At 67.6% G+C, this 20874-nt stretch carries 21 protein-coding genes; 10 read left to right on the forward strand and 11 right to left on the reverse strand.

Annotated elements, in window-relative coordinates; translation table 11 throughout:
- The 3 genes from B1A78_RS22660 to B1A78_RS23120 form a co-directional block, all read right to left on the reverse strand.
- Positions 1 to 310, reverse strand: a 310-nt coding sequence (locus B1A78_RS22660) for a hypothetical protein (RefSeq protein WP_218667973.1), incomplete at its 3' end; no start/stop codon positions are given.
- 61 nt (positions 311 to 371) lie between these two features.
- Entirely contained in the window at positions 372 to 1895 is a 1524-nt protein-coding gene (locus tag B1A78_RS12035) for an acyl-CoA synthetase (RefSeq protein ID WP_077147205.1), read from the reverse strand.
- Between the two features lie 161 nt (positions 1896 to 2056).
- Positions 2057 to 2779, reverse strand: a complete 723-nt coding sequence (locus tag B1A78_RS23120) for a response regulator transcription factor (RefSeq protein ID WP_077147206.1) — start codon at positions 2777 to 2779, stop codon at positions 2057 to 2059.
- 88 nt (positions 2780 to 2867) lie between these two features.
- Between B1A78_RS23120 and B1A78_RS12045 the strand changes: the two genes are divergently transcribed.
- Entirely contained in the window at positions 2868 to 4415 is a 1548-nt protein-coding gene (locus B1A78_RS12045; RefSeq protein ID WP_077147207.1) for a class I adenylate-forming enzyme family protein, read from the forward strand.
- On the opposite strand, the gene B1A78_RS12050 is transcribed toward B1A78_RS12045, so the two are convergent.
- The 6 genes from B1A78_RS12050 to crtY form a co-directional block, all read right to left on the reverse strand.
- Entirely contained in the window at positions 4391 to 4912 is a 522-nt protein-coding gene (locus B1A78_RS12050) for an AAA family ATPase (RefSeq protein WP_077147222.1), read from the reverse strand. The genes B1A78_RS12045 and B1A78_RS12050 overlap by 25 nt on opposite strands.
- On the reverse strand, positions 4909 to 5475 hold the full coding sequence (pnuC, locus tag B1A78_RS12055; RefSeq protein WP_077147208.1) for a nicotinamide riboside transporter PnuC: 567 nt from the start codon (positions 5473 to 5475) through the stop codon (positions 4909 to 4911). Before pnuC ends, B1A78_RS12050 begins: the two co-directional genes overlap by 4 nt.
- On the reverse strand, positions 5472 to 6431 hold the full coding sequence (locus B1A78_RS12060; protein ID WP_077147209.1) for a phytoene/squalene synthase family protein: 960 nt from the start codon (positions 6429 to 6431) through the stop codon (positions 5472 to 5474). Before B1A78_RS12060 ends, pnuC begins: the two co-directional genes overlap by 4 nt.
- The gene (locus B1A78_RS12065) at positions 6432 to 7013 is read right to left on the reverse strand and encodes a TIGR00730 family Rossman fold protein (RefSeq protein WP_077147210.1); all 582 of its coding nucleotides are present in this window, start codon (positions 7011 to 7013) and stop codon (positions 6432 to 6434) included.
- A gap of 74 nt (positions 7014 to 7087) precedes the next feature.
- Positions 7088 to 8566: a phytoene desaturase gene (locus tag B1A78_RS12070; RefSeq protein ID WP_077147223.1), complete on the reverse strand. Its 1479-nt coding sequence runs from the start codon at positions 8564 to 8566 to the stop codon at positions 7088 to 7090.
- Positions 8563 to 9717 carry a lycopene beta-cyclase CrtY gene (gene crtY / locus B1A78_RS12075; protein ID WP_077147211.1) on the reverse strand — a complete coding sequence of 385 codons (1155 nt, stop codon included), beginning with the start codon at positions 9715 to 9717 and terminating at the stop codon, positions 8563 to 8565. Before crtY ends, B1A78_RS12070 begins: the two co-directional genes overlap by 4 nt.
- 75 nt (positions 9718 to 9792) lie before the next feature.
- Here crtY and B1A78_RS12080 point away from each other — a divergent pair, with 75 nt between their 5' ends.
- Positions 9793 to 10545, forward strand: coding sequence for a sterol desaturase family protein (locus B1A78_RS12080; protein ID WP_077147212.1), 753 nt, complete (start codon positions 9793 to 9795; stop codon positions 10543 to 10545).
- On the forward strand, positions 10511 to 10906 hold the full coding sequence (locus B1A78_RS12085) for a DUF2141 domain-containing protein (RefSeq protein ID WP_077147213.1): 396 nt from the start codon (positions 10511 to 10513) through the stop codon (positions 10904 to 10906). Before B1A78_RS12080 ends, B1A78_RS12085 begins: the two co-directional genes overlap by 35 nt.
- Here the strand turns inward: B1A78_RS12085 and B1A78_RS22665 are convergent.
- Positions 10903 to 11985, reverse strand: a complete 1083-nt coding sequence (locus B1A78_RS22665; protein WP_077147214.1) for a hypothetical protein — start codon at positions 11983 to 11985, stop codon at positions 10903 to 10905. The genes B1A78_RS12085 and B1A78_RS22665 overlap by 4 nt on opposite strands.
- A 104-nt stretch (positions 11986 to 12089) precedes the next feature.
- Here B1A78_RS22665 and lnt point away from each other — a divergent pair, with 104 nt between their 5' ends.
- The 7 genes from lnt (at position 12090) to B1A78_RS12125 (ending at position 20280) form a co-directional block, all read left to right on the forward strand.
- Positions 12090 to 13772: an apolipoprotein N-acyltransferase gene (gene lnt, locus B1A78_RS12095; protein WP_077147215.1), complete on the forward strand. Its 1683-nt coding sequence runs from the start codon at positions 12090 to 12092 to the stop codon at positions 13770 to 13772.
- Positions 13773 to 13824: 52 nt separating this feature from the next.
- Positions 13825 to 15045: a methionine adenosyltransferase gene (gene metK / locus B1A78_RS12100; protein WP_077147216.1), complete on the forward strand. Its 1221-nt coding sequence runs from the start codon at positions 13825 to 13827 to the stop codon at positions 15043 to 15045.
- 70 nt (positions 15046 to 15115) lie between these two features.
- Entirely contained in the window at positions 15116 to 16093 is a 978-nt protein-coding gene (locus tag B1A78_RS12105) for a hypothetical protein (RefSeq protein WP_077147217.1), read from the forward strand.
- 91 nt (positions 16094 to 16184) lie between these two features.
- The gene (locus B1A78_RS12110) at positions 16185 to 17237 is read left to right on the forward strand and encodes a hypothetical protein (protein ID WP_077147218.1); all 1053 of its coding nucleotides are present in this window, start codon (positions 16185 to 16187) and stop codon (positions 17235 to 17237) included.
- A gap of 47 nt (positions 17238 to 17284) precedes the next feature.
- The gene (locus B1A78_RS12115; protein WP_077147219.1) at positions 17285 to 18007 is read left to right on the forward strand and encodes a tRNA (guanosine(46)-N(7))-methyltransferase TrmB; all 723 of its coding nucleotides are present in this window, start codon (positions 17285 to 17287) and stop codon (positions 18005 to 18007) included.
- 20 nt (positions 18008 to 18027) lie between these two features.
- Positions 18028 to 18939 carry a LysR family transcriptional regulator gene (locus tag B1A78_RS12120; RefSeq protein WP_077147220.1) on the forward strand — a complete coding sequence of 304 codons (912 nt, stop codon included), beginning with the start codon at positions 18028 to 18030 and terminating at the stop codon, positions 18937 to 18939.
- A gap of 96 nt (positions 18940 to 19035) precedes the next feature.
- Entirely contained in the window at positions 19036 to 20280 is a 1245-nt protein-coding gene (locus B1A78_RS12125) for an acyl-CoA dehydrogenase family protein (RefSeq protein WP_077147221.1), read from the forward strand.
- 6 nt (positions 20281 to 20286) lie between these two features.
- On the opposite strand, the gene B1A78_RS12130 is transcribed toward B1A78_RS12125, so the two are convergent.
- Positions 20287 to 20874, reverse strand: a 588-nt coding sequence (locus tag B1A78_RS12130) for a DUF2520 domain-containing protein (RefSeq protein WP_144037799.1), incomplete at its 5' end; no start/stop codon positions are given.

Genomic DNA, 20874 nt, shown 5'->3' on the forward strand with positions numbered 1-20874 from the left:
GCGGCCCCGCCTGCAGCGCGGTGGCATAGCCCGCGACCGGCGAATTGGCGGTCCCGCTGATCTTCAGCGTCTTGGTCGCGGCATCGACCGTCGCCGCCAGCTTGACGTCGGTCAGCTTGTTGCACGCATTGGGCTTCGCGGGATCGATCGGGATCGCCGCCGGCGCCGCTGCGGGAACCGGCGCGGCCGGGGTCGCGGCGGGATCGGCCGCGGCGGTCTGGTCGGCGGGCGGCGGCGCGTCCTTCTTGCCGCAACCGGCCAGGCCCACGGCGAGCGCCAGCATGCCCGCCGTCATCATTGCCTTGTTCATTGTTCAGCCTCCTGCATCCGGGGAGGGCGGCAGGCCGTCGGACTGCCGCCGACTCGCGCGGTCAATTCGTCCGCGCCCAATATTGGTCGCGGAGCAGGCGCTTGTATAGCTTGCCCGTGTCATGACGGGGTAGCGCTTCCATGAAATCGATGCGGCGGGGGATTTTCACGCCGGACAGTTTTTCGCGCGCATAAGCAATGAGTTCGTCGCGCAGCGCGTCGCCCGCATCGGCCATGTCGGCGGGCTGGATCACCGCGATCACCTCCTCGCCGAAATCGTCGTGCGGGCCGCCGACGACCGCGACGTCGGCGACCGCGGGATGGGTGACGAGATGATTCTCGATCTCCTGCGGATAGACGTTCACGCCGCCGGTGATGATCATGAAGCTCTTGCGGTCGGTGAGGTAGAGGAAGCCTTCGTCGTCGACCTTGCCGACATCGCCGAGCGTCGACCAGCCCTTCGAATTGCGGCTCGACGCGGTCTTTTCGTTGTCGCCGTGATATTCGAACACATTCTCGCTTTCGAAGAAGACGCAGCCTTCCTCGTTCGGGCCGAGCTCGGTCTCATTGTCTTCGCCCATGATATGGACCGCACCGAGGATCGGGCGGCCGACGGTGCCCTTGTGGGTCAGCCAGTCGGCGCTGGAGACGAAGGTCATGCCATTGCCTTCGGACCCGGCATAATATTCGAAAAGCACCGGCCCCCACCATTCGATCATCGCCTGCTTGACCGGGATCGGGCACGGCGCCGCAGCGTGGATCGCGACCTTCATCGACGAGACATCATATTTGCTGCGCACATCCTCGGGCAATTTGAGCATGCGCACGAAATGCGTCGGCACCCACTGGCTGCTGTTCACGCCATATTTTTCGATATGCGACAGCGCCGCCTCGGGATCGAATTTCTTCATCAGCACGACGGTGCCGCCGAGGCGATGGACGGTCATCGACCAGCGCAGCGGCGCAGCGTGATAGAGCGGCGCGGGCGACAGATAGATGCTGTCGGCGTTCATCTGGAACACCGCGGCGGCGAGCATCACCAGGCTGTTCGTCGCGTCGATCGCCGGATCCTCGGGCAGTGGCACGCGCACGCCCTTGGGCCGGCCGGTGGTACCCGACGAATAGAGCATGTCGACCCCGGCGCGTTCGTCGGCGATCGGCGTCGCGGGCATCGCGGCCACCGCCTCTTCCCAGCTCTTGTAGCCGGCGATGGCGCCGCCCATCGCGAACCGCTCGATCCCGGTGGTCAGCGCCTGCGCCGCCTCGGCGAGGCTGGCCGACACGACGAGCAGCTTCGCGCCCGAATTTTCGAGGATATAGTCGGTCTCGTCCTGCGTCAGCCGCGACGAGATGCAAACATAACGCAGCCCCGCGCGCTGCGCGCCCCAGGTCAGCCCGTAATAATCGGGGGTATTGTCGAGCATATAGGCAACGACATCGTCATGGCCGAGCCCATGCGCGCGGAACAATTGCGCGACGCGGTTCGAAGCGGCGTCGAGTTCGCCATAGCTGATCGTCGCGCCGGTCTCGGCAACGATGATTGCGGGTTTGTCGGGATTGGTACGCGCATGGACGGACGGATGCATCGAGGGGCCTCTCCAACAGGGGTTATTGGTTTCTTTATGTCCGAAGTCAGTAGCAAGCTGAAACTTTTGGTCAAGCGACGGCGGGCGATGACGCGTCGCTTCGCGCCGTCCGCGCAAGATCCGTCAAAAGCCGTGACCAGATCATGCCAATGACCGCGCCGTCAGCCGGGGTCCTCCGGCCGCGAGCGCAGCGCATAGCCATGTCCCTTGACCGTGCAGAGCATCGGCCAGCCGAAGCCGCGGTCGACCTTGGCGCGCAGCCGCGACATATGCACCTCGACGCGGTTGGTGCCGGGGTCGAAATCGATCCGCCACACCGCCTTCAACAGCGCGACGCGCGACACCGGCCGGTCGGGAACGCGCGCGAGGTTGGCGAGCAGGTCGAATTCGCGCAGCGGCAGGCGAATCTCGCACCCCGCGCGCTCGACGCGGCGGTCGATCAGGTCGATGCGCAACTCGCCCTCGCCCAGCTGCCCCGCCGCCATCCGGCTGCGGCGCAGCAGTCCCGCGATACGCGCGACCACCTCGGCCGGGTCGTCGGCCCAGCCCACGGCATCGTCGGCGCCGGCGCCCAGCGCGAGCATCCGGTGCGCGCGGCTGTCGCGGTCGGACAGGATCAGCAGCGGCCGCCGCGCCGCGATCGCGCGCGCCACGCCGACCAGATCGGCCGCCGCATGCGAATCGCCAAAGGGGTCGAATGCGATCAGGTCGAAGCAGCAGTCGCGCCAGGCCCCGGCGCCGGTCGCGAGCGACGGTAGCAGCACGGTGCGAAATCCCGCCGCGAAAAGGTCGCGCGCCAGCCGCTCGGCGCGCGCCGCGACGGCATGGTGGATAGCGACCAGCGGCGGCGGACCGGTCGCGGCGCGGTCGTCGCTCTGCCCCAACCGCACCTCCCTTCGCCTCGACGTTAATTCGGCCGGTCCCCGCTTCGGTCCGTTGCACCCTGTCACCGCTGTGCTAACGAATCGCGTCATGACCTCGACCGAAGACCTGCTCGCCGGCGATTTCGCCACCCTGCCCGACCTCGTCCGCGCCCATGCCGCCGACCGTCCCGATGCCATAGCCGCCGCCGATCCGGTGCGACGGCTGAGCTGGTCCGAACTGGACGCATTGATCGATCGTATCGCGGCTCGGCTGCAGCAGGACGGCTTCGCCAAGGGCGACCGCACCGCGATCGCGGGACTGAACAGCGTCGAGCAGATGGCAGTAATCCTCGGTACGCTGCGCGCCGGCGGGGTCGCCGGGCTGATCACCAACAGCGCGACCGGCGAACAAATGGCGGCGATGATCGCCGATACCGGCGCGCGCCACCTGTTCCTCGACAGCGCCGCATCGGCGAGCCTGGAAGGGCAGGTCGTGACCGCGAGCGACCGCGTCGCGATGGACGGCGGCGACGCCGGCACGCCGATAGACGCCTGGCTCGCGCTCGCCGGCGACAAGCCCGCACCGGTCGACATTCGACCCGAAGACGGGTTCAACATCATCTATTCGTCGGGCACGACGGGCACGCCCAAGGGCATCGTCCACAGTCATGCGATGCGCTGGCAGCATATCCAGCGCGGCGCCCCCGCCTATGGCCGCGACGCGGTGACGATCCTGTCGACCCCGCTCTATTCGAACACCACGATGGCGAGCTTCCTGCCCACCGTCGGGTCGGGCGGGCAGGTCGTGCTGATGAAGAAATTCGACGCGCGCGGCTTCCTCGAACTCGCAAGCCGCGAACGCGCGACGAATACGATGCTGGTGCCGGTGCAATATCGCCGCATCATGGCGATCGAGGATTTCGACAGCTTCGACCTCGACAGTTTCGTGATGAAATATTGCACCTCGGCGCCCTTCGCGGCGACGCTGAAGGCCGACGTACTCAAGCGCTGGCCCGGCGGTCTCGTCGAAATCTATGGCATGACCGAGGGCGGCGCCTCGTTCATCCTCGAGGCGCATCATTTCCCCGACAAGCTCCACACCGTCGGTCGCCCGGCGCCGGGCCATATCGCCAAGGTGATCGACGAGGAGGGCAAGGAATTGCCGCAGGGGTCGGTCGGCGAGGTCGTCGGCAGCAGCCCCGCGATGATGACCGGCTACAACAACCGCCCCGACGCGACCAAGGCGATGCACTGGTACGATGAGGGCGGCCGCCTCTTCTATCGCCACGGCGACATCGGGCGGATCGACGAGGACGGTTTCCTGACCCTGATGGACCGCGCCAAGGACATGATCATCTCGGGCGGCTTCAACATCTTCCCGAGCGACCTCGAGGGCATCCTGCTCGCCGACGACCGCGTCGTCGAAGCCGCCGTCGTCGGCATGCCGAGCGAGGAATGGGGCGAGACGCCGGTGGCGTTCGTGGTGCTGAAGGACGGCGCCGATGCGGAGAGCGTGCGCGCCGACTGCAATGCCAAGGTCGGCAAGACCCAGCGGATCAGCGCGATCACGCAAGTGGACGAACTGCCGCGCAGCCCGATCGGCAAGGTGCTCAAGCGCGAATTGCGCGATCGCTACGCGGTGAGTCCCGCCGCCTGAATCGCCGCCAGCGCGCTTTGCAGCCGCGCGTCGCCCTCGCCCTCGACCCACGCCCAGCGCAGATTGCGGCGGTCGAGTTCGGCGATGGCGACGTCCATGAACTGGCGCCGCGCCGAATCGCTGCCGAACAGCCGCGTGCCGTCTTCCTGCCAGGGCAGGTCCATCGCGGGGACCAGATAGAGATCGGCGACGTCGGTCCAGGCGTCGATCTCGGGCAGGCGGCGTCCGAGCAGCATCAGCGCCCACGCCTGCGTCATCAGCGGATCGGTATCCGAAACCAGCCAGTCGGGCCCGACCGCCAGCGCCACCCGCGTCGCGGCGACATGGCCGGCGAAGATCGCGAGCAGGTCGTCGGCGTCGAGGTCGGTGCCATGCGCCTCGGCATAGCTGCGGCCATATTCGGGCACGACCACGCCGCCGAGCGCCTTCGCCAGTCGCGGCGCCAGCGCCGATTTTCCCGTACTCTCGGCCCCGTGCAGGCAGATCTGGCGCGTCATGCCCGCGCGCCCTCGGCCGCGCTGCGCCGCCACTGGATCAGCCCGTCGATCGACAGGCCGAGCAGCAGCACATAGACGATGCTCGTCGCGTAGAGCCCGCGCGACGCGAAGAGCGGGACCGCGATCAGGTCGACGAGGATCCACAGCCACCAGCTTTCGACCCGCCGCCGCGCGAGCAGCCACTGCGCGGTGATGCTGAGCATCGCGATCGCGCCGTCGATCCATGGCGCAACGGCATCGGTGTAGCGCTGCATCAGGAAGCTCCAGACGATCCACGCCGCGACGGTGGCAATCCCCCAGATCATCCGCGCGCGGTCGGTCATCCAACCGACCGGCACGCCGCTGTCTTCGCGCGCGCGCATCCACGCCGCCCAGCCATAGAGGTTGAGCGCGAAGAAAAAGCCCTGGAGCAGCATGTCGCTGTAGAGCTTGGCCTCGAAGAACACGACCGCGTAAACGCTGACCGCGGCGAGCGCGAAGGGGTAGTTCCACACGCTGCGCAGCGCGACGAGCGCGACGTTGATCAGCACCAGCGCGGCGGCCAGCCATTCGAGCTGGCTCATCCCATCGGCTCCAGCCGCGGCCGCGTCCACAGCCCGTCGCGACTGATCCGCCGCTGCGGCGGGCGGCGCAGCACCGACCAGCCCGCGCGCGCGACCCAGCCCAATTTCGCGAACAGCGAGCTGCCGGCGCGATGGTCCCACGCATGGTCGCCGCGCGCGCGCACCTCGCGCGCGATATCCCCGTAAATACCCGCCGCGGCGAGCACCGCCCAGCGACTGCGCGGCGGCAGCTTGCGCGCGCCCCAGCGCGCCGACGCCTCATATTCCTCGGCCATTTCGGCCAGCCATTTCGCCATCACCGACAGCCGCGAGCGGAAGGCGGGGTGCATGTGCTGGCCGGGCGGGATGTCGAGCTCGACCATCCATTCGACCGGCAGGTAACAGCGGTCGGCGGCGGCATCCTCGGCGACGTCGCGCGCGATATTGGCGAGCTGAAACGCGATGCCGAGGTCCGAGGCGCGGTCGAGCGTCGTTTCGTCGCGCGGGTCGATGCCCATCACCAGCGCCATCGCGACCCCGACCGCGCCCGCGACATGATAGGCATAGCGCAGCAGGTCCGCCTCGCTGCGCGGGCGCCAGTCGGCGGCGTCGAGCTCGAAGCCCGCGATGATGTCGTCGATGACGGCGCGCGGGATCGCGACTTCGGTGAGCAGATGACCGAGACCGTCGAACGCCGGGTCGCCGGTCGGCTCGCCGGCATAGGCCTTGTCGGTCAGCGCCCGGATGCGCGCGACTGCGGCTTTCGCATCATGGCCGGGCGTCATCGTCCCGCCATGATCCTGCCCGTCGGTCAGGTCGTCGGCGGCACGGCACCAGGCATAGAGGAGCCAGACGCGCTCGCGCGTTTCGCGATCGAACAGCTGGCTGGCGAGGGCGAAGCTTTTCGAGCCGCGCGCGATGCTGTCGTGCGCGAAGCCGTGCAGGTCGTGCGCGTCATAGCCCCCCGCGCCCTCCATCTAGAGATCGTCGGCCTTCATCGCGAAGATCGGAGCATGCGGCTCATAGGCCGCCATCTTGTCGAGCAAGGGTTCGAGCCCCGCGTCGACGATCATGATCCCGGCATGCGCGGGGCGGATGAAGCCGACCTCGATCATATTGCGATTGAAGGCGATCAGATCGTTGTAGAAGCCCGCGGCGTTGAGCAGCCCGACCGGCTTGGCATGATAGCCAAGCTGCGCCCAACTGATCGCTTCCCACAATTCGTCCATCGTGCCGACCCCGCCGGGGATGGTGAGGAAGCCGTCCGACAGATCGGTGAACATGCGCTTGCGTTCGTGCATGCCGCTGACGACGTGGAGTTCGGTGCAGCCGGTGTGCGCGACCTCGGTCCCGACGAGCGCCTCGGGGATCACGCCGATCACCTCGCCGCCGGCTTCCAACGCACTGTCGGCGATCGCGCCCATCAGCCCGAGCCGGCCGCCGCCATAGACGACCCCGATGCCCTTTTCGGCGAGGGTGCGTCCGACATGGCGCGCGGTGTCGATATAGATCGGGTCGGCGGGGGTGGCGGAGCCACAATAGACGGCAAGGCGTTTCATTCGGTCACTCTATCATAGTCGAAGGCGGAAAGCTGGACTCCCGCCTTCGCGCGAACGACGGGAAAGTAAAGCCTCTACAGGCTTTCGAGCATCAATGCAGCCGTCGCCTTCGCACTGCCGACCACCCCCGGAATACCGGCGCCCGGATGCGTGCCTGCGCCGACGAAATAGAGATTGTCGATCACATCGTCGCGGTTATGCGCACGGAACCAGGCGCTCTGCCACAGCACGGGCTCGAGGCTGAACGCGCTGCCGAGATGCGCCGACAGGTCGCGGCCGAAATCGGCGGGGGTATAGTGGAGGCTGGTGACCAGATTGTCGCGCAAGCCGGGGAGCACGCGTGCCTCGACCTCGGCCAATATCGCATCGGCGAACTGCCGCCCGAACGCGCCGTCCCAGTCGGCCTGCGCCTTGCCGAGATGCGCGACGGGGGCGAGCGCATAGAAGCTCGCATGGCCCGGCGGCGCCATGCCGGGGTCGGTGGCGCTGGGATGGTGGAGGTAAAGCGAGAAATCTTCGGGCACGACGCCATTCTTGTAGATGTCGTCAAGCAGCCCCTTGTAGCGCGGCCCGAAGATTATGCTGTGGTGCGCGATATCGGGATAATCGCCCTTCACCCCGAAATGCACGACGAACAGCGACGGCGACCAGCGCTTGCGCGCGAGGCTTTTCGCGACCTTCGCCCCACGCTTGTGACCCAGCAGGTCGCGATAGCTGTGCATCAAATCGCCGTTGGTCGCGACCATGTCGGCGGCGCCGTGCCAGCCGCTCGCGGTGACGACGCCCGTCGCGCGGTCGCCCGCCGTTTCGATTTTCGTCACCGGGTCGCCGAGGCGCAGCGTTCCGCCGAGCCGCTCGAACAACCGCACCATGCCGCTCACCAGCGCATTGGTGCCGCCGCGCGCAAACCAGACGCCGCCGTCCTTTTCGATCGTGTGGATCAGCGCATAGATACTGCTCGTCGTCATCGGATTGCCGCCGACGAGCAGCGTATGGAACGACAAGGCCTGCCGCAGCCGTTCGTCCTCCACATAGGAGGACACGATCGAATAGACGCTGCGCCACGCCTGATATTTCATCAGCGCCGGCGCCGCCTTGATCATCGCGGCGAAGTCGAGGAAGGCGACCGAACCGAGCTTCACATAGCCCTGCTCATAGACCCCCTTCGAATAGGTCAGGAATTTCTCATAGCCTGCGACATCGGCGGGGTTGAGCTTCGCGATCTCGGCCGCGAGCGCGGCTTCGTCGTTCGAATAGTCGAAATTCGTCCCGTCGGGCCAGTTCAGCCGGTAGAAGGGCATGACGGGGACGAGATCGACGTCGGCGGCCATGTCGTGCCCGCTGAGCGCCCAAAGCTCGTGCAGGCACGGCGGATCGGTGATCACAGTCGGGCCGGCATCGAAGGTGAAGCCGTCCTTTTGCCAGTGATAGGCGCGCCCGCCCGGCTTGTCGCGCGCCTCGACGACGGTCGTGGCGACGCCCGCGGACTGGAGGCGGATCGCGAGCGCAAGGCCGCCGAAACCGGCGCCGATGACGATGGCTTTCTTCATTATTTCCAGTCCAGCTTTCGCACCGCGCTCAGCGCGCGGCCGATCGGCACCGGCGGCTTGCCCGACAGGACCCGCAGCTTGTCGCCGCGCGTCGATTGTCCGGCGTAGAAGCGCGAGATCAGCCGCGGCGACAGGCGATAGAAGCGCTCGAAGATGCGCACGCGCTGCGCGGGTTCGGCGGCGCGGAACAGCATCGTGTCGAGCAGGCGATAGAAGCGCTGGCGCCGCCAGGCGCGCGCCGCCCGATCGCGCAGTTTCGCGGGCAGGTCGGCGCCGTCGACCAGCCCCGGCAGCGCCGCAGCGGTCCGCACCGCATCGGGCAGCGAATAACCGGTGGTCGCGTGAAACGCCCCGGCGCGCGTCCCGATCCGGCCGACCCGGTCGCCCTCGGGCCAGAAGCGATCGAACTCGCCCGCGATCACCACCGGCAGCACGCCGGTTTCCTCGCGCGTCACGCCGGTCACATCCCACCCGCGCCACGCGGCATAAGCACCGATGCGCTCGCGGATCAGTTCGGCGTCGAGGTCGGGGCTGTCGCTGTAATAGGTGTCCTCGACGAACACCGTCTCCTCGTCGAAGGGCAAGAGGTAGATGAAACGATAGCCGTCGAGCTGCGCCACACGCGCGTCCATCACCACGGGGTGGGCAAGGCCATGGCCGCCCTTCACCGTCAGCGCCTGCCCGACGAATTTCTGCCAGCCGCAGGTCAGTGCATTGAGGTTGCCGGCGCCGCGCGCGTCGATGACATGCTTCGCGTCGAGCCGCCCGCCGCGACTGAAAAGCACATGATCGGGCGCAACATGCTTGGCGCGGTCGGCGACGATGCGCCCCTTGGGCAGCGCCGCGGCGACCGCCTCGGCCAGCGCCTCGCCGGTGATGCTCTTATACCCCATGCGCAAGGTGCGGCGATGATGCGGGAAATGCACGTCATAGCCGTGCCAGTAATGGCGCACGAGCGGCGCGACGAGCCAGCGGTCCTTTTCGGCGATGTCGCCATCGAAAAAGGACCAGATATGATTGCCGCCGATCGCCTCGGGCTCGATCAGCCGTACGTCGAGGTCGGGACGCTTCGCCGCGAGGGCCAAGGCCGCCAGCCCGCCGGCAAGCCCGCCGCCGACGATGGCGATGTCGCAAGAGGGGGTGGCCCGGGTCATGCCCCTGCCCTAGCCGGGCCGGGCGCGGGGCGCAAAGCGATTGCGCCATGGCGTGCACCCGCTATCCCCGGGCGAATGGACGCTGCGCTCGCCATCCTGCTCTCTGCCCTCGCGATGACCGCCATCGTCGGGGTGCGTTACCTCATCAGCAGCGGCGGCTTCGCACTCGCGACGCGGATCAAACACCCCGGCCTCTATCGTGGGCTCGAACGCCAGATGAAGCGCGAGCTCGGCTGGAGCCTTGCGAGCGCCGCCATCTACGGCGTGCCCGCCGGGATTGTCGCCTGGGGGTGGCAGCAACATGGCTGGACGCGCATCTACACCGATATCGGCGATTACCCGCTCTGGTATCTGCCGGTCAGCCTCTTCGCCTATCTGCTGATCCACGACACATGGTTCTATTGGACCCACCGCTGGATGCACCGGCCGCGCTGGTTTCGCATCGCGCATGCCGTCCACCACGACAGCCGCCCGCCGACCGCCTGGGCAGCGATGAGTTTCCACCCCGTCGAAGCGATCACCGGCGCGGTGGTCATCCCCGCGCTCGTCTTCCTGGTCCCGATCCATGTCGCGGTGCTCGGCCTCGTCTTGACGATCATGACGGTGATGGGGGTCGGCAATCATATGGGGTGGGAGATGTTCCCGCGTGCGCTTGTTCATGGACCGGCAGGGCGCTGGCTGATAACCGCGACGCACCACCAGCAGCATCATGCCGCTTATCGGGGGAATTATGGGCTTTATTTCCGTTTCTGGGACAAGGCGTGCGGCACCGACCTGGGGCTTGGTCGCTTTGATGTCGCTGACCGCGGCGAGCGCCCCGCCCCCTAGCATCGACGTCAGCGTCACGGGGCTACGCAACATGAAGGGTCAGGTGCTGGTATGCCTGACCACCAACCGCAAGGCCTTTCCCGATTGCAGCAAGGACAAGGCGTCGGTGAAGATGGCGGTGAAGGCGGCCGACGCCGCGCGCTTCAAGGTCGCGGCGCCCGGGGCGGGCACCTATGCGATCGCGGTCGTCCATGACGAGAACAGCAACAACAAGATGGATACCGCGATCTTCCTGCCCAAGGAAGGCTTCGGCTTTTCGCGCAACCCGACGATCACCGTCGGCCCGCCGAGTTTCAAATCGGCGAGTTTCGCTGTGACCGGCGACACCAGCCAGTCGATCAAGATGAAATATATGCTCTAGCTCTCGGCAAGCCCGAAGCAGAAGCTCATCCGGTTTTCGGCCTGTTCCTCGGTCAGCGCTTCGAACGCCGCAGCGTCGAATTGTGCCGCCTCGGCCAGCGCCGCGGCGGCACCCGGCCGGTCTCCCCATTCACGGTAGAAGCGCTTGACGAGCGCGGCGGTCATGTCGCCGAACGCATCGGCCTCCTTGCTCCCTTCCTCCATGTCGCGGTGGAACGCCGCAAGCATCGCATAGCATTGCGCGGTCGTCGGCGCGGCCCCGCCGCCGAGCATGGCCACCGGCGCCAGCCCCGTCACCACACCGTCGCCGTCGCCCGACAGGTCGATGCTGTCATAGAGCGGCCGGCATTGTTCGACCCCCGCCTCGACCATCGCCTGCGCGGTCTTTTCATCCTGCCCCTCACCGAGCATGCCAAAGGTGAATTCCTCGAAATCGGCCTTGTAAGCGGCGCGGACCTCGGCCTCGCTCATTCCCGTTTCCGCCATGATCGCCTCGGCCAGCCGCCCCGCCAGCGTTTCGGCACTCTCGGCGGTGAGGCCATAATAATTGTCCGACACACCGCGCCCGACATCGTACATCAGCGCGCTGGCGATCGTCGCGCAGCGCACCTCGCCGCGTCGCGGTTCGGACAGTGCGGCGAGGATCGGCGCGCCGTCATAGGCCGCCGCGCCCTCCTCGGCGGCTTCGGCCGCCTCGGCCGCCGCATCGATCGCCGACACCGCGTCGCCCGCACCCGGCGCATCGGCGGCTTGCGCGCCTTCGAGCAGCGTTCCGTCGGCGGGCATCGAAGCCACGATCGTCTGGCATTTCTCGTAAAGTGCCATTTCCTCGGGGGAGTCGCCGAGCCCCTTTTGCACCGCCGCCAGCGCAGCGGTGTCGTGGGCGCCAAGTTCGCGCAGCCGGTCGACATAGATTTTCGCCACAGCGCGGTTCAGCGCGACGTCGAAACTGTCCGCGCCGTTCCGTTCGGCCTGCTGCGCCGACATCTCGGCTGCGGCGGCGCAGACGCGCAGTTCGGCCGGATTATTGACCAGATCGACATGACTGCCCGCCAGCAGCGCAAAAATGGTCCAGAACATTGGCGCCTCCCAAGAAGGCGCGACCCTGGCCGAATGCTGGCGAAATGCCACCGGCTTGGCAAGCGCCATTGTGGGTGCATCGCCGCGCCGCTAAAGCAGCGCGCGTGACCGCGCTATCCCCCCGCATCGCCGCTTTCGCCGACCGCTGGCCCAAGCTGATCGCCCTGCTGCTCGGCGCCGTGTCGGCGACGGGTTTCGCCCCGCTCCACTTCTGGCCGCTGACGCTGATCGCGCTGGCGGGATGGATGGTGCTGGTCGCGCGCAGCGGCAAGGGACGGCGCGCTTTCGGGACCGGCTGGGCCTTCGGGGTCGGGCATTTCACCATCGGGCTGAACTGGATCGCGACCGCCTTCACCTATCAGGCGGCGATGCCGGCGTGGCTCGGCTGGATCGCGGTGGTGCTGCTGGCGCTGTACCTGGCGGTCTATCCCGCGCTCGCGGCGTGGGGCGCATGGATGGTCGCACGCTTCAGGGGCGGCGCGGGCACGGCCGCCTCGCTCTCGTTCATCCTCGCCTTCGCTGCGCTCTGGACGCTGACCGAATGGCTGCGCAGCTGGGTCTTCACCGGTTTTGCGTGGAACCCGCTGATCGCGACCTGGCCCAACCTCGCCCAGGGCGTCATTCCCTTCGTCGATGTGCTGACGCTGGTCGGCAGCTATGGCGCCAGCGCGCTGATCATCCTGGCGGCGGGCTTCATCGTGCCGCTGATCGTCGACTGGCTGTTCGTGGGGGCCGAGGAGCGCGAGGCGGCGCGGCAGGCGAAGCTCGACGAAGACATGCGCGGCGCGCCGCTGGTGGCGCCGCCGCATTTGCGCAACATCGCGATCATGGCACTCTACGCCGCCGTGTTGCTCGGGCTCGCCTATTTTTCGGGTGGCAGCGCCGCCGCCGGCAAGACCGGCGCGCCGATCACCGTCGTCCAGCCCAATGTCGGGCAGGAAGACAAGTGGGAGGGTAGCAAGGCCGACACCAATTTCGCCAAATTGGCCCGTCTCACCGCGCCCGAAAACGACACCCCGCGCCTGATCCTGTGGCCCGAAGCGGCGGTGCCCGACTATCTCGAGACCGGCTATCCGCTCGTCTATTACGACCGCTCGCCCGCCGAAGCGCGCGGGCGGCTCGTCGCGCTGATGAACCCCGACGACGTGATGCTGCTCGGCGCGCTCAAGCTCGAGCTCGACCAGACGGGCGACGTCGTCGGTGCGCGCAACGCCGTGATGACCGTGCATGGCGACGGCACGCTCGGCCCGCGATACGACAAGTCGCATCTTGTCCCCTATGGCGAATATCTGCCGATGCGGCCGGTGCTGTCGGCGATCGGCCTGTCGCGGCTCGCGCCCGGCGACATCGATTTCTGGCCCGGCCCCGGCCCGCACACGCTCGACCTCGGCCGCTTCGGCAAGGCGGGGCTGCAGATCTGTTACGAGATCATCTTTTCGGGGCAGGTCGTCGACCGCGACCACCGCCCCGATTTCATCTTCAACCCGTCGAACGATGCCTGGTTCGGGTCATGGGGTCCGCCGCAGCATCTGGCGCAGGCGCGGCTGCGCGCGATCGAGGAAGGGCTGCCCGTCATCCGCTCGACCCCGACCGGGATCAGCGCGGTGATCGACGCCAACGGCCGCATCCTCGATTCGATCCCGATGCACCAGCCGGGACGGATCGATACCGTCCTGCCCCCCGCGCACGCCCCGACGTTGTTCGCGCGCCATGGCAATGTGCTGCCCGTCGCCTTCGCGCTGCTCTTGCTCGTGCTCGCCATTGCCTTTCGGCGGCGCGGGCGTTAACAGCACGACCCACACATAAAGCTTCCTTTATATTCGTTCCAAGAAGGCTCCCATGCGCAACAGCTTCCTCTTCACGTCCGAAAGCGTCTCCGAAGGCCATCCCGACAAGGTCGCGGACCAGATCAGCGATTCGATCGTCGACCTGTTCCTGTCGAAGGACCCCGAAGCGCGCGTCGCCTGTGAAACGCTGACCACCACCCAGCTCGTCGTCCTCGCCGGCGAAATCCGCTGCAAGGGCGTCTTCGAGAACGGCGAATGGGCGCCGGGCGCGCTCGAGGAAATCGAAGCCACCGTGCGGAACACGGTCAAGGAAATCGGCTACGAACAGGATGGCTTCCACTGGGAAAGCTTCCGCTTCGAGAATAACCTCCACGGCCAGTCGGCGCATATCGCGCAGGGCGTCGACGAGAGCGGCGACAAGGACGAAGGCGCCGGCGACCAGGGCATCATGTTCGGCTATGCGTCGGACGAGACCCCCGATTTGATGCCCGCGACGCTCGACTACAGCCACAAGATCCTCGAGCGCATGGCCGCCGACCGCAAGGCGGGCACCGCGCCCTTCCTCGAACCCGACGCCAAGAGCCAGGTCACGTTGCGCTACGCCAATGAGCGCCCGGTCGAGGCGACCGCGATCGTCGTATCGACCCAGCATGCGCCGGGCTATTATTTCCACAATGGCGAAGGCGATGAAGCGAAGTACGCCGAGCTGCGCGACTATGTGAAGGGCGTCGTCGCCGAGCTGCTCCCCGCCGAGCTGCTCACCGCGAACACCGTCTATCACATCAACCCGACCGGCCGTTTCGAGATCGGCGGCCCCGATGGCGACGCCGGCCTGACCGGCCGCAAGATCATCGTCGACACCTATGGCGGCGCCAGCCCGCACGGCGGCGGCGCGTTCAGCGGCAAGGACCCGACCAAGGTCGACCGTTCGGCCGCCTATATCACCCGCTATCTCGCCAAGAACATCGTCGCCGCGGGCCTCGCGCGCCGCTGCACGATCCAGCTGAGCTATGCGATCGGCGTCGCCGAGCCGCTGTCGATCTATGTCGACCTGCACGGCACCGGCACCGTCGACGAAGGCCGCATCGAGGCGGTGATCCCGCAGCTCGTCAAGCTGACGCCGAAGGGCATCCGCACCCACCTCGGCCTCAACAAGCCGATCTACCGGCAGACCGCCGCCTATGGCCATTTCGGCCGCACCGCGACGGGCGACGCCTTCCCGTGGGAGCGCACCGACCTCGTCGACAAGCTCAAGGCTGCGCTCGCCGAATAAGCGAGCGCAAGGCTCGCTTGCCATCGCCCCCGCCTTCTGACAGCTATCGCGTCGGGGGGCGGGAGGATCGATGATGACAAGCATCTGCTATCGGGCAATTTTTACCGCCGCGGCATTGGCCGCAGCGCCCCTCGCCGCGCAGGAACCCCTGACCGTCGCCGAGGGCAAGCCGTGGACGCACGCGCATAGCGGCATCGCCATCCCGGCGGCGCTCGACGAACTGCCGCGCGTCCGCGCGACGAGCTTCGTCGCGCCCGAACTCGACATCAGCCAGAATTTCGCGTCGGACGACGGACGCGAGGCGCTCACCGTCTATATCTTTCGCAACACCAATGGCGCGGTGCCCGTCTGGTTCGCGCAGGCGCAGCGCGCGATCAGCCTGCGCACCGACCTCGCCGACCCGACGCTCGCCGTGCCCCCCGTCGCCTTCACCCCGCCGGGGCAAAGCGCCGCGAGCGGGATCAAGGCGGTGTTCGCGCCCAAGGACGTCGAGGGCATTCGCAGCACCGGGGTCGCACTGTTCGCGGTCGGCGACTGGTATGTAAAGCTGCGCGCGACGTCGGCGACGCTGACCCCGGCCGACATGTCGGACTGGATGGAGGGTGTGCTCGGCGAACTGACGCTGCCGCGCGGCACCGCGCCCGCGGTGCGCCCGATCGCCGACTGCGCGCCGAAGCTCGCCTTCGGTCCCGACGCCGCCGATTCGACGCTGCCCGACACGGCGCTGGCGGCGGGGGTCAAGACCGCGGCGGCGCGCATGGTCGGCACGCGCTGGTGCCTCGACCGGGTCGTGCGCGGCAATCTCGCGGTATACCGTCCCGACGGCGCCGCCGACCGCTATCTGCTGGCCACCGGCGACAATGGCAAAGCCTTTGCCGTCGAGCCGCAGGGCGCGGCCGGCGCCGCCTATTATTCGGTCAACCTGATCGGCGCGAACAAGAGCTTCACCCTCGTCGCGCAGGCGCATATGCCCACGCCGCAACGCGTGCTCGACCTCGCCGCCGCCGAGCGCGCCGTCGCGGCGATCGAAACCTGGCCGGTCCGCTGACGCCGCTTGCCACGGCGCACCCGATCTGACAGCCTGACGGCCGTATCGGGGGAGGGTCGTCATGCGAAGCCGTTGGATTAATGCCTCTATTATGGCCTTCATGCTGGTGCAGGCGGCGCCCGCCGCGGCGCAGCAGGACATCGCGATCAAGCATGGCGAGGCCTGGACCCACGCGCATAGCGGGATGACGGTGCCGCCGACACTGGGCGGCAATGCGCTGACGAGGGCCAAGGCCTATGCGCCGGACGAACTCGACGTCGGCCTGTCGTTCGAGCCCGAGGGGGCCGAGGATTTCATCTCCTTCTATGTCTTTCGCAACACCAATGGTGCCGCTCCGGTGTGGTTCGCGCAGGCGCAATGGGCGATCGAGAATCGCGACATTTATGGCGGGCCGAAACTCGCCGCACCGCCGCGTGCCTTTGCCCCGCCGGGCCAGACCGTCGCCAGCGGGCTGCGCGCCGTCTATGCGCCGCAGGGCGACGGCGCGCCTTTCACCAGCACCGCGGTCGTGCTCGCCCCGGTCGGCGACTGGTATGTGAAGCTGCGCGTCTCGTCGCAGCGCCGCACGCCCGCCGAACTCGACACGCTGGTCGACAGCCTGCTCGCTGAGATCCGCTGGCCGCAGCAGGCCGCCGGCGCCCCCGCCGCGCTGCCCGTCATCCCCTGCCCCGCACCGCTCGCCTTCGACAAGAAATCGAAGGATATGATCGGCGGCGGCATGGAAGAGATATTGGCGGCCGCCCTCGTCTCGGCGGCAGCGAATGTCGATTCGGACGAGAAAGACCCCGGGCCGACGTCCCCCGTCCAATGGTGCCGCGACCGCCAGATGGACAATAATGTCGCGACCTATCGCGCCGGCGAAGCGACCGACGCCTATCTCCTGACCTTCGGCGACAATGGCAATGGCGTCTCGGTCGGCCTGTCGGGCGTGAACACGATCATGGCCGAAATCGAGGGGAAAAAGGCGAAACCGCGGTACAGCGTGACGCTCCACACCGCGGCGGAGGATGTCAATTTCGTCGCGCAGGACCGCCTGCCCTCGCCCGATCGCGCCGCCGACATCGTCAATGCCAACCGCCGCGCCAGCACCGTGTCGACCTGGGGCAAGGATCGCACGGTCGAGATCAACAGCAGCATCAAATAGGGATTAAGCGCTTTCGCCGCGCCGGACACCGCGCTAACGCGCGCGCCATGACTGCTTACAAGCCCGGCGATCCGACGACGATCAACCGCCTCTACGGCCGTTCCAAAGGCAAGCCGCTGCGCGCGGGCCAGCAGGATCTGGTCGATACGCTGCTCCCGCAAATCGCCGTACCGGTCGAAGGCGACGTCACCGCCGCGGCGCTGTTCGGTGAAGATCGCCCGCTGCATTTCGAGATCGGCTTCGGCGGCGGCGAGCATATGGCGGGGCGCGCCGACATGCTGCCCGATCATGGTTTCATCGGGGCCGAACCCTTCATCAACGGTGTGGCGCAGGCGCTCGTCCATGTCGCGGGCGACCATGGCGCGAGCCTGCCGCTCGGCAATGTCCGCATCCACCATGGCGACGCGCTCGAAGTGCTGCGGCGCATTCCCGACGGGGCGCTCAGCTTCGCCTATCTGCTCCACCCCGACCCCTGGCCCAAGGCGCGGCATGCGAAGCGGCGGATGATGAACGACGGCCCGCTGGACCTGATCGCGGCAAAGCTCAAGCCCGGCGGCGAGTTCCGCTTCGGTACCGACCATCCCGTCTATCTCGAACATGCGCTGATGGTGATGCGCCGCCATCGCCACCAGTTCGAGTGGCTCGCGAAGGACGCCAAGGACTTCCTGACCCGCCCTGCGGGCTGGCCCGAAACGCGCTACGAGGCGAAGGCCCGAGCGCAGGGCCATGAGGTCTGGTATTTCCGCTATCGGCGGACGGCGACCGCCTGACCCCGGCAAAGGAGAGGTCCATGCGGAATCTGGCCCGGTTCGACCTCAACCTGCTGCGCATCTTCGATGCGATCTTTGCCAAGGGCGGCGTGTCGGCGGCGGCGCGGCACCTGAACCTGTCGCAGCCCGCGATCAGCCATGCGCTCGCCAAGCTGCGCGATATCTTCGACGATCCTTTGTTCGTGCGGCAGGGCAACCGGCTGCTTCCCACCCCCGCCGCGCGCGCGATCGCGGGGCCGGTGCGCGAGGCGCTGCGCGGGCTCGACGCCGCGCTCGATGCCGCGAGCGCCTTCGACCCCGCCGCGACGACGCGCGACTTTCGCATCGGCGTCCGCCTGTCGGGCGAGATGCCGCGCTTTGCCGCTTTGGTCGCGCGGGTGCGGCGCGAAGCGCCGCAGGCCACGCTCGCCAGCATCTCGTTCCGCCGCCGCGACCTCGCGATGATGCTCGCCAATGGCGATCTCGATTTCGCGCTCGACGTCGCGCTGCCCGCCGACGAGCGACTGCGCAGCCATTATCTGGGCACCGAACCGCTCGTCGTCGCCGCGCGCTACGGGCATCCGCGCATCGACGGCGCGCTCGATCTCGACACCTATCTCGCGCTCGACCATGTCGTCGCGACGCCGCGGCCGCATGGCCCGGGGATCGAGGATATCGCACTCGACCGCATGGGGCTGCGCCGGCGCGTCGCGGTGCGCTGCCAGCATGCGATCACCGCCTGGCAGGTCATCGCCGCGACCGACATGCTCTTCGCCCTGCCGCGCTCGCACGCTGCGGTGCTCGGCGCGATGGAACCGATGCAGATCTTCGACCTGCCGCTGGCGGTCGAACGCGGCGGCAGCCATCTCTACTGGCACCAGGCGGCACAGGCCGACCCCGGCCATGCCTGGCTGCGCGCGCTCCTGATCAACGCAATGACGGGACCCGAATAGTCATTCACCGGACGAATGTGCGATATTCGAAGCTATCATTTTCATTCATGCCGTGGAGGCGCTAGCCTCGCGCCCATTCCACCGGGAGAGCCATGAATGACCGAGATCGAACTCCAAGCCGAACTGAACGACCTGCGCATGTCGAAGGAGGCGCAGCCTTTGTTCGAGGCCGTGAAGCGCCATATCGCCGAGAATGTCGACCCGATCACCGAGGAGTTCTTCAAGCTCGGCGAGAATCGGACCGACCGCTGGAGCTGGGCGCCCGGCCAGCTCGAACTGCTCGAAGGCGCAAAGAACAAGGCGAAGGCCGCCGGCCTGTGGAACTTCTTCCTGCCGCACGGCGACACAGGCACCCCGCTCAGCAACCTCGACTATGCCTATATCGCCGCCGAACTCGGCAAGTCGCCGCTCGCATCCGAATCGCTGAACTGTTCGGCGCCCGATACGGGCAATATGGAAGTGCTCGAAATGGTCGGCACCCCCGAGCAGAAGGACCGCTGGCTGAAACCGCTGCTCAACGGCGAGATCCGCTCGGCCTATGTGATGACCGAGCCCGGCGTTGCCTCATCCGACGCGAGCAACCTCGAAACCAGCGCGGTGCTCGACGGCAACGAGTGGGTCATCAACGGAGAGAAATATTTCATCAGCGGCGCGGGCGATCCGCGCTGCAAGATTCTGATCTGCATGCTCAAGACCAATCCCGAAGCGTCGCGCAAGGGACAGCATTCGCAGATCCTGGTGCCGATGGACACGCCGGGGGTGCAGGTGCTGGGGCCGATGCGCGTCTTCGGCGCCGACCATGCGCCGCAGGGGCATATGCACATGCGCTTCGACAATGTCCGCGTGCCGCGCGAGAATATCCTGCTCGGCGAAGGCAGGGGCTTCGAAATTTCGCAGATGCGCCTCGGCCCGGGCCGCATCCATCACTGCATGCGCACGATCGGCAAGGCCGAGGTCGCGCTCGACCTGATGGTGAAGCGCGGCAATTCGCGCACCGCCTTCGGCCGGCCGCTGTCGCAGCTCGGCAAGAACCTCGAGGTCATCGCGCGGGCGCGCTGCGATATCGAGGCGATGCGCCTGATCGTGCTCAAGGCCGCCAAGGCGATGGACCTGCTCGGCAACCGCGAGGCGCGCGTCTGGGTCAGCATGGCCAAGGCGATGATCCCCGAACGCGCGTGCCAGATCATCGATCAGGCGATCCAGATCCACGGCGCCACCGGCATCTCGCACTGGACGCCGCTCGCCGAACTTTATGCCGATGTCCGCCATCTGCGCTTCGCCGACGGACCCGACGAGGTCCATTATATGGTCGTCGGCCGCGACGAACTCGCGCGACACTAAAGGGCGTCAGCCGGTGAGCAGGGTGCGCAGCGCCGGCGACGGCGCTGCGCCCGTGCGCGCCAGTTCGTCGATCGTCGCGGTCGCCATCGCGCGATAGGCGGGCAGCATCTCGGGACAATCGCGGGCGATCGCCGTGAGATGCGCCGCGATCGTCGCGCCGTCGCCGCGCAGCAGCGGCCCTGACAGCGCGCCGAAACCACGCGCGAGGCTGTTTTCCAGTGCCGCGCGGACCAGCGGCGCGAGCAGCGCCTCGGGCTCATCGGCGCCCGCGACGCGCAGCGCGTGCGACGCGCCAGCCATCAGCGTGACGAGATGGTTCGCCGCGTGGCAGAGCGCGGCGTGATAGAGCGCGCGGTGGTCCTCGGCGACTTCGACCGCGACCCCGCCGAGCAGGCCCACCAGCGTGCGCGCCTCGGCGAGCGCCTCGGCGTCGGGGGCGGTGATCGCGAAACAGGCGCCCGCCATGCGCTGGGTCTCCTGCGCCGCGTCGCCGGTGAAGGTCATCGCGGGATGCACCGCCGCGGTCAGCGCCCCGCGGTCGTGGAGCGCCGCGAGCAGCCGCGCGCCGCTGCCGCCGCTGACATGGCAGACGAA

Source organism: Sphingopyxis sp. KK2 (assembly GCF_001990265.1).
Taxonomy (GTDB): Bacteria; Pseudomonadota; Alphaproteobacteria; order Sphingomonadales; family Sphingomonadaceae; genus Sphingopyxis.